We start from the raw sequence: 9,320 nt of genomic DNA, 5'->3' as shown, positions 1-9,320 counted from the left end.
CCCGGAACGAGCGCGCGAGGGCGTCGATGTCGATCGCCTCCGCGCCGACGACGCACGTGCGGCCCATGCCGCGCGCCACGACGGCCGCGTGCGACGTCTTGCCGCCGCGCGCCGTGAGCACCCCGACCGCGGCGATCATGCCGCCGAGGTCGTCGGGGTTCGTCTCGCGCCGCACCAGGACGACGTCCTCGCCGCGCGCGGCACGCTCCTGCGCCGTCGCGGAGTCGAACACGGCGGCGCCGACCGCGGCACCGGGGGAAGCAGCCATCCCGCGGGCGAGCAGCGTGCGGTCGGCGTCCGCCGAGAACTGGGGGAACAGCAGCTGCGAGAGCTGCGCGCCGCTGACCCGTGCGAGCGCCTCGTCGAGCGTGATGAGGTGCTCGTCGACGAGCTGCGTGGCGATCCGGAACGCCGCGGGCGCGGTCCGCTTGCCGACCCGGGTCTGCAGCATCCACAGCGTGCCGCGCTCGATCGTGAACTCGATGTCGCACAGGTCGCGGTAGTGCGTCTCGAGCTGCCGCATCGCGCGCCGCAGGTCGCCGTACGCGGCGGGGTCGAGCCCCGCGAGGTCCTCCAGGCTCAGCGTGTTGCGGATGCCCGCGACGACGTCCTCGCCCTGCGCGTTGGCCAGGTAGTCGCCGTAGTTCCCCGTCTTGCCCGTCGCGGGGTCGCGCGTGAACGCCACGCCCGTGCCCGACGTCGGGCCGAGGTTGCCGAACACCATCGGCACGACGTTGACGGCCGTCCCGAGGTCGTCGGGGATGCGCTCCTTGCGCCGGTACAGGCGCGCGCGCTCGGTGTTCCACGAGCCCAGCACCGCGACGATCGCCAGGTCGAGCTGCTCGCGTGGCTCCTGCGGGAACGGGCGCCCCGACTGCGCGCGCACGATCTCCTGGAACGTCCCGACGAGCTCGCGCAGGGCGCCCGCGTCGAGGTCGACGTCGGACGTCACGCCGCGGGCCGTCTTCGCGGCGTCGAGCGCGTCGGCGAACAGCGCGCCGTCGATGCCGAGGACCGTGCGCCCGAACATCTGCACGAGCCGCCGGTAGGAGTCCCACGCGAACCGCTCGTCGCCGCTGAACCGGGCCAGGCCGTGCACCGTCGTGTCGTTGAGGCCGACGTCGAGGACCGTCTCCATCATCCCGGGCATCGAGAACTTGGCCCCCGACCGCACCGACACGAGCAGCGGGTCGTCCGGGTCGCCGAAGCGCCGGCCGAGGCTGTCCTCGACGCGCCGCAGCGCGGTCGTCACCTCGACCGCGAGCTCGCGCGGCACCGCGCCCGTGCGCATGAACGCCCGGCACGCCTCGGTGGTGATGGTGAAGCCCGGCGGCACCGGCAGGCCCAGGCGGGTCATCTCGGCGAGGTTCGCGCCCTTGCCGCCCAGCAGGTCCTTCTGGTCCTTGTCGCCCTGCGTGAAGTCCCACACGTACGTCGCCACCGCGCACCTCCGGGTGCGGCCGGGCGCCCTTGCCCGGCCCTCCCCGCCAGTCTGTCCCCGGCCGGCGGCGTCGCCCAGTCCGAAGGTCCCGGGTGGCGCGGCCCGGGCCCGCCCGCGGGCCGTGCTCGTGCGGTATTGCGCTCGGCGTCCGCGTGCGACACGCCGGTAGACTGGGGGTCGATCCCGCCCGGGGAGCGACGCGTCCCCGCAGGGCGACGCCCGAGAGAAGGAGCGCACGGCGCACGCCGACCCCATGACGCAGTCGACCCCCAACCCTCGCCAGGCCGGATCTCCCGCGCGTGTCGAGCACCGCATCAGCGTCCCGGCCGACGTGTCGATGGTCGAGCTCCTGGGCCTGCGCGACGAGGTGCTCCGCGCGATCGAGTCCGGCTTCACCACCGTCGACGTGCACGTCCGCGGCAACGAGGTCACCCTCGCGGGCCCGGTCGGCGACGTGGCGCTCGTCGCCCGCCTCGTCGACGAGCTCGTCGAGATGGCCGCGAGCGGCACCCCGCTGACCCCGGACGTCGTCACCCGCTCCGTCGCGATGCTGAGCGCCGGCTCCACCGCGCGCCCGGCCGACGTCCTGACGTTCAACATCCTCACCGCGCGCGGCCGCACGATCCGGCCCAAGACGTCGGGGCAGAAGGAGTACGTCGACGCGATCGACCGGCACACCGTGACGTTCGGCATCGGCCCGGCGGGCACCGGCAAGACGTACCTCGCGATGGCGAAGGCCGTGCAGGCGCTGCAGGCCCGCCAGGTCAACCGCATCGTGCTCACCCGCCCGGCCGTCGAGGCGGGGGAGCGGCTCGGGTTCCTGCCCGGCACGCTCTCGGAGAAGATCGACCCGTACCTGCGGCCGCTGTACGACGCGCTGCACGACATGGTCGACCCCGAGTCGATCCCGCGGCTCATGGAGGCCGGCACGATCGAGGTCGCGCCGCTGGCGTACATGCGCGGGCGCACCCTCAACGACTCGTTCATCATCCTCGACGAGGCGCAGAACACGTCCGTCGAGCAGATGAAGATGTTCCTCACGCGCCTCGGCTTCGGGTCGCGCGTCGTCGTGACCGGCGACGTCACGCAGGTCGACCTGCCGTCCGGGACCACGTCGGGCCTGCGGGTCGTGGAGCAGATCCTCACCGACGTCGACGACGTCGCGTTCTGCCGGCTGTCGTCCTCCGACGTCGTCCGGCACCGGCTCGTCAGCGACATCATCGACGCGTACGCGCGCTGGGACAGGAGCGGGACCCGATGAGCATCGAGGTCAACAACGAGTCGGGCTTCGACGTCGACGAGGCGGAGTTCGCGGCCCTCGCGCGGTTCGTGCTCGACGCGATGCACGTGCACCCGCAGACCGAGCTGTCGATCATGCTCGTCGGCACCGACGTCATGACCGACCTGCACGTCAAGTGGATGGACGAGCCCGGGCCGACCGACGTCCTGTCGTTCCCGATGGACGAGCTGCGCCCCGGCCGCGAGGGCGAGCAGACGCCCGCCGGGCTGCTCGGCGACGTCGTGCTGTGCCCCGAGGTCGCCGCGCAGCAGGCCCGCACCGCCGGGCACTCGACGGCCGAGGAGCTCCTGCTCCTGACGACGCACGGCATCCTGCACCTGCTCGGCTACGACCACGTCGAGCCGGAGGAGGAGAAGGAGATGTTCGCCCTCCAGCGCCGGCTGCTGCTGACGTTCCTGGCGGGTCGATGACCGACGTCCCCGTCGGGCTGCTGGTCGCGCTGGCGGTGCTCGGCATCGCCTTCGCGGCCGCGATGTCCGCCGGTGAGGTCGCGGTCGCCCGCGTCTCGCGCGCCGCCGTCACCGAGCTGGTCGCCGACGGCCACCACGCCGCGGCCCGCGTGCAGCGGCTCGTCGAGCACCACACGCGGGTCGTCGCGGCCGCGTCGTTCGTCCGGCTGCTCGCCGAGATGACCGCGACCGTCTGCCTGACGCTCGTCGTCGCGTCCGGCTCGCTGACCTGGTGGGCGGTGCTGCTCGTCACCGTCGCGCTGGTCGCCGTCGTCGCGTTCCTGCTGGTGCGGGTCAGCCCGCGCAGCATCGGCCGGGCCCACCCGGTCTCGACCGTCGCGCTGCTGTCCCGCCCGCTCGTCGCCGTGACCGTCGCGTTCGGCGGTCTCGGGCGTGCCGCGTCGTACGCGGGACCCGCGCAGGACGAGGACGAGCTGCGCGAGATGGTGCAGCGCGTGAGCGAGTCCGAGGTCATCGAGGACGACGAGCGCGACATGTTCCGCTCCGTCCTGGAGCTCGGCGACACGCTCGTGCGCGAGGTCATGGTGCCGCGGACCGACATGGTCACCGCGCACGCCGACACGCCCGTGCACAAGGCGCTCGCGCTGCTGCGCCGGTCCGGGTTCTCGCGGGTGCCTGTCGTCGGGGACTCCGTCGACGACCTGCGCGGCGTGCTGTACCTCAAGGACGTCGTCCGGCGGCTGCGCCTCGCACCGGGCGTCGCCGACCCGGACGCCGACGCGCTGCTCGCGACCCCCGTGCACGCCCTCGCACGACCCGCCGTCTTCGTGCCCGAGTCCAAGCCCGTCGACGAGCTGCTGCGCGAGCTGCAGGCCGGCTCGTCGCACATCGCGATGGTCGTCGACGAGTACGGCGGCATCGCCGGGCTCGTCACCATCGAGGACGCCCTGGAGGAGATCGTCGGCGAGCTCACCGACGAGCACGACCCGAGCGCCCCCGAGGTCGAGGACCTCGGCGACGGCGTCTACCGCGTCCCCGCCCGGCTCGGCCGCGACGAGCTGGGGGAGCTGTTCGGGCTCGACGTCGAGGACGAGGACGTCGACAGCGCGGGCGGGCTGCTCGCCAAGGCGCTCGGCAAGGTCCCGCTGCCCGGTTCCGCCGGCGACATCCACGGGCTGCACCTCGTCGCCGAGCACGCCCGGGGTCGCCGCCGCACGCTGTCGACGGTGCTCGTCAGCCTCGCGCACCCGACCGACCCACCCACCAGCACGCCCGCGGAAGGCGTGCCCACCGACCAGCACGGAGCCACCCGATGACCTTCCGCTCAGGATTCGCCTGCTTCGTCGGCCGCCCCAACGCGGGCAAGTCGACGCTCACCAACGCCCTCGTCGGGCAGAAGGTCGCGATCACGTCCGGCCGTCCCCAGACGACCCGCCACACGGTGCGCGGGATCGTGCACCGGGAGGACGCGCAGCTCGTGCTCGTCGACACCCCGGGGCTGCACCGTCCGCGCACGCTGCTGGGGGAGCGGCTCAACGACCTCGTCAAGGACACCCTCACGGAGGTCGACGTCGTCGGCTTCTGCCTGCCGGCCGACCAGCGTGTCGGTCCCGGCGACCGGTTCATCGCCGAGCAGCTCACCGAGCTGGCCCGCGACGGCCGCGGCACGCCGGTCGTCGCCGTCGTGACGAAGGGCGACCTCGTCGGCAAGGGGCGTCTCGCCGAGCACCTGCTCGCGGTGCAGAACCTCGGCGAGTGGGCCGACATCGTCCCGGTGTCCGCGGTGTCCGGGTACCAGGTCAAGGTCCTCGAGGACGTCCTCGTCGGGCACCTGCCCGAGGGCCCCGCGCTGTACCCCGAGGGCGAGCTCACGGACGAGCCCGAGGCCGTCATGGTCGCCGAGCTCGTCCGCGAGGCCGCGCTCGAGGGCGTGCGCGACGAGCTCCCGCACTCGCTCGCGGTCGTCGTCGACGAGATCGTCCCGCGCGAGACGCCGACCGCCGACGGCACCCCGATGCTCGACGTGCGCGTGCACCTGTTCGTCGAGCGCGACAGCCAGAAGGCGATCGTCATCGGCAAGGGCGGCGCGCGCCTGCGCGACGTCGGCAGCCAGGCGCGCCGCGGCATCGAGGCCCTGCTCGGTGCGCGCGTGTTCCTCGACCTGCACGTCAAGGTCGCCAAGGACTGGCAGCGCGACCCGAAGCAGCTCGGCAGGCTGGGGTTCTGATCGTGCTGCGGCGAGGACCACGCACCCCCGAGCGGCGCGTCGAGGCCGGTGAGCGGCGCGGCGGCGCGCCGTACCGGGTCCTCGCGAGCACCGCGCTCGGGGTCGTCGTCCTCGCCGGGCTCGGGGCCGTCATGGGCCCGCAGTGGGACCCCGTGCCCCTCACCGACCCCCTCACGGTCCAGACGAGCTCGACCGCGGTCGGCGACGCTCCGCCGGCGCGGACCTACGACGTGGAGACGAGCATCGTCGAGGTCCAGCTCGACGGCGCGACCGTGCAGGCGCAGGTGAGCGTCCCCGTCGGCCTCGACGAGCCCGCCCCCGGGGTCGTGTTCGTGCACGGCGCCGGGACGGGCCGGTTCGAGGTCGCCTTCGTCGAGCAGGCGCGCGCGCTCGCCGCGTCAGGCGTCGTCGCGATGGTGCCCGACAAGCGGCTCGACACCTACACGACGCGGCACCGCGACTACGTGCAGATGGCGGCCGACTACCGCGCGTCCGTCGACGTCCTGCGCGCGCGCGACGACGTCGACGCGGACCGCGTCGGCATCTACGCCGAGAGCGAGGGCGGCTGGATCGCGCCCGTGATGGCCGCCGAGGACCCCGACCTCGGGTTCGTCGTGCTGGTGTCGTCGCCCGTCGTGCCGCCGCGCGAGCAGGCCGCCTTCGCCGTCGACTCCTACCTGCGCAACACCGGTGTGCCGCACGGGGTGTTCCGGGCCATCCCGCGGGCCGTCGGGATGTCCCTGCCGGGCGGCGGGTTCGAGTACGCCGACTTCGACGTCACGCCGTACCAGCGCCGCATGACGCAGCCGGTGCTCGTCGTCTACGGCACGGGCGACGCGTCCATGCCGACGGTGCAGGGTGCCGAGCAGATCATCCGGGACACCGCGATCGGCGGGAACGGCGACGTGACCGTCCGCTACTACGAGGGCGCCAACCACGGCATCCGCGTCGGTGGCGACGTGTCCGCGCAGTTCCTCGCGGACCTGTCCGGCTGGGTGCGCGGCCTGCCCGGCACCGCCGCGAGCCAGCCGCGCATCGCGGGCGCCCAGCCCGTGCAGACGTACGTCGCGACACCCGTGCCCGAGCCGTGGTGGCTGCGCGACGGCGACGTCGTGCTCGGGACCGTCGCCGCGGCGGCGGGGCTCATCCTGCTCGCGCCGCTCCTGGTCGGCGGTGCGCGTGGTGCCGAGGCGGTCACCGCGCGACTACGCCGAACGGGTGATGTCGAGCCGGCCGCACCCGACGGTCCCCGGCCCGCCCCGGCGCGCTTCGGGCCCGGTGTCGCGGTCCGGCTGGCCGCGCTCGGCGCCGGTGTCCTCCTGACGGTCGTCGCCCTCGTGGTGTACCTCGTGTCCATCGCGCGGCTCGCGCTCGACTACGAGCGCAACGACTGGGTCGTGCAGGGCGGCTGGCTGGGCGTCCGGATCCTCGGGATCGCGGTCGTCGTCGCGGGCGTGCTGCTCGCCCGGCGCGTGCACCGGCTGCGCGTCGTGCACGTGCCCGTCGCGCGCGGCGTGCTGCGCACGGCCGCCGGGTGGGCGGTCGTCGTCGGGTCGGGCGTGCTGCTCGTCGTCCTGGCCTACTGGGGCGTGTTCCAGCTGGGCATCTGACCGACGGTCGGTCCGAGTTGTGCCGGACCGCCCGCAGTGAGGCACCATGTGCGCCGACGACCACGCGTGTCGTCCGGACCGGGGAAGGGGGCTGCGTGCGCACGTCCTGGGGCTCGGCGACCGATCGGGGGCTCGTCCGCGAGGTCAACGAGGACGCGCTGCTGGCGTACCCGCCGGTCTTCCTCGTCGCCGACGGCATGGGCGGGCACGACGCGGGGGACCTCGCGAGCCGCATCGCCGTCGAGGAGTTCGCGCAGCTCGCGGGCCAGCTCGCCGCGACCGCCGACGACATCCACGCCTGCTTCACCCGCACCGCCGCGCGCATCCGCGGCGAGTTCACCGGCGGCCGCCGCGGCGGGACGACCGTGTCCGGCGTCGCCGTCACCGAGCACGAGGGCGGGTCGTACTGGCTCGTCTTCAACGTCGGCGACTCGCGCGTGTACCGCTGGTCCGACGAGGTCCTCGAGCAGGTGTCCGTCGACCACTCGGTCGTCCAGGAGCTCATCGACCTCGGCGAGATCACCGCGAGCGACGCGGAGACCCACCCCGAGCGGCACGTGCTGACCCGCGCGCTCGGCACCGGCGAGGCTCCCGAGCCCGACTACTGGCTGCTGCCCGCAGGCCTCACCGACCGGCTGCTCATCTGCACCGACGGGCTCACCCGCGAGCTGGCCGACACCGACATCGCCGCCGTGCTGGGCGCGACCGCCGACCCGCAGGACGCCGCGACGTCCCTCGTCCGGCACGCCCTGACGCGCGGTGCGCGCGACAACGTCAGCGCCGTCGTCGTCGACGTCGCGACCGCGGGCGGCGCGCACGACGACGTCCACATCACCGTCCCGCGGCTCGGTGCCGACCTCGGGCCGCACCTGTGGGACGAGATGCTCAACGGGGCGACGGTGCCACGTTCGCCCGCGCGGCCCTCGTCACCGGACCCCGCCACGACGGACGATGCTGGTGCCGCACCGTCCGCGTCCACCGACGCCTTCGACCAGGAGAGCCCCAGATGAGCGTGCCCCAGTACACCGCCGGCGAGTGGACGGCCGTGGTCCGTCCGGGCTTCGTCGCGCTGGTCGGTCCCGGGGCCGACGCGGGGCTCGCCCGCGCGCTGTGGGACGCCGCCCCGCTCGGTGTCGTCGCGGCCCTCGACGTGCTCGCCCGGGACGGGCTCGCCGCCCTGCCGCCGTTCGCCGTCGCGTCCGTCGACGGCACGCGCGTCTACCTCGCGCTGCGCGGCGACGTGGTCGTCGAGGTCACCGAGACCGACGGCACGCGCCAGGTCCAGCGGGCCGGTGCCGTGCGCACGTGGTCGGAGCAGGTCCTCGAGTCCGTCGGGGTGCTCGTGGCACGTACGGCGGACACCGCCGACGGTCCCACGCTGCCGCTCGTCGACGGCGTCGCGCCTGCGGGCGCGGTGCGGGTCGACGTCGCCGAGGTCGTCGTGCCCGAGCCCGTCGTGGAGCCGGTCGCCGAGCCCGTGGCCGAGCCCGTCGTGGTGCCGGTCGTCGAACTCGCGGCCGAGCCGGCCGACGAGCCCGTGGTGGAGCCGGTCGACGAGGCCGTGGCCGAGCCGGTCGACGAGCCCGTGCTCGTGCCGGACGTCGAGCCGGACGACGCGCCGTCGGAGCCCTCCGCGGTCGTGCGGGACGAGCCGGCAGACGACGAGCCCGCGCGCCACGCGGCAGCGTCCGACGGTGAGCACGAGACCGCCCCGGTGACGGAGGTCCTCGACGTCGCGGAGACCCCCGTGGCGCAGGTCGAGGCGACCGTCGTGCCGTCCATCGAGCCCGACCGCCCCGAGGCCGCCGACGACCGGCCGCTGCGTGCGCCCGTCGCGCCCTACGACGTCGTCGCGGCCGCCGAGTCGTTCCTGGTGCAGCCCGACCGGCTCGGCAAGGTCGAGCTGCTCCCCGTCGTCGACGCGGGCGAGCCCGACGTGCCGCCCGCCTCGCCCGACGACCACGACGGCCTGACGATCCTCTCGTCGGACCTGGCCGCGATCCGCGACCAGCTCCCGAGCTGGGCGTCGGACGAGGTGCCCGGGCCGTTCCACGTGCCCGCGCCCGTCGAGCCGGCCCGTCTGCACCTGTCGACCGGCCTGGTCGTCACGCTCGACCGTGCGGTGCTGCTCGGGCGTGCGCCGCAGGTGGCCCGCGTGACCAACCGTGAGCTCCCGCGGCTCGTCACGGTGCCGAGCCCGCAGCAGGACATCTCCCGCACCCACGCCGAGGTGCGGGTCGAGGGCGAGCACGTGCTCGTCACCGACCTGGACTCGACCAACGGCGTGCACGTGTCGCGGGCCGGCGAGGGCGCGCGGCGCCTGCACCCGGGG

Annotated in this window: 8 protein-coding genes; 7 read left to right on the top strand and 1 reads right to left on the bottom strand. The window is 74.4% G+C overall.

Going from position 1 to position 9,320, the window contains the following annotated elements; genetic code table 11:
* Positions 1-1,441 (bottom strand): pyruvate, phosphate dikinase (locus CBZ_RS05120; RefSeq protein WP_130780513.1); only part of this gene is annotated, 1,441 nt, incomplete at its 3' end.
* Positions 1,442-1,694: 253 nt separating this feature from the next.
* Here CBZ_RS05120 and CBZ_RS05115 point away from each other — a divergent pair.
* The 7 genes from CBZ_RS05115 to CBZ_RS05085 form a co-directional block, all read left to right on the top strand.
* A complete protein-coding gene (locus CBZ_RS05115; RefSeq protein ID WP_130780512.1) occupies positions 1,695-2,702 on the top strand; it encodes a PhoH family protein in 1,008 nt (335 codons plus the stop codon).
* Positions 2,699-3,151, top strand: a complete 453-nt coding sequence (gene ybeY, locus CBZ_RS05110) for an rRNA maturation RNase YbeY (RefSeq protein ID WP_130780511.1) — start codon at positions 2,699-2,701, stop codon at positions 3,149-3,151. Before CBZ_RS05115 ends, ybeY begins: the two co-directional genes overlap by 4 nt.
* Positions 3,148-4,467: a hemolysin family protein gene (locus CBZ_RS05105; protein ID WP_130780510.1), complete on the top strand. Its 1,320-nt coding sequence runs from the start codon at positions 3,148-3,150 to the stop codon at positions 4,465-4,467. Before ybeY ends, CBZ_RS05105 begins: the two co-directional genes overlap by 4 nt.
* Positions 4,464-5,378, top strand: a complete 915-nt coding sequence (gene era / locus CBZ_RS05100; RefSeq protein ID WP_130780509.1) for a GTPase Era — start codon at positions 4,464-4,466, stop codon at positions 5,376-5,378. Before CBZ_RS05105 ends, era begins: the two co-directional genes overlap by 4 nt.
* A 2-nt stretch (positions 5,379-5,380) precedes the next feature.
* The gene (locus CBZ_RS05095; RefSeq protein WP_130780508.1) at positions 5,381-6,988 is read left to right on the top strand and encodes an alpha/beta hydrolase family protein; all 1,608 of its coding nucleotides are present in this window, start codon (positions 5,381-5,383) and stop codon (positions 6,986-6,988) included.
* Between the two features lie 95 nt (positions 6,989-7,083).
* Complete coding sequence (locus CBZ_RS05090; RefSeq protein WP_130780507.1) at positions 7,084-7,998, top strand: PP2C family protein-serine/threonine phosphatase; 915 nt, start codon at positions 7,084-7,086, stop codon at positions 7,996-7,998.
* Positions 7,995-9,320, top strand: a 1,326-nt coding sequence (locus tag CBZ_RS05085; RefSeq protein WP_130780506.1) for an FHA domain-containing protein, incomplete at its 3' end; no start/stop codon positions are given. The genes CBZ_RS05090 and CBZ_RS05085, both read left to right, overlap by 4 nt.

Source organism: Cellulomonas biazotea (assembly GCF_004306155.1).
In the GTDB taxonomy this organism is placed as follows: Bacteria; Actinomycetota; Actinomycetes; order Actinomycetales; family Cellulomonadaceae; genus Cellulomonas; species Cellulomonas biazotea.
The sequence above is the reverse complement of the archived record's forward strand: the minus strand, read 5'-3'. Positions and strand labels throughout refer to the sequence as shown.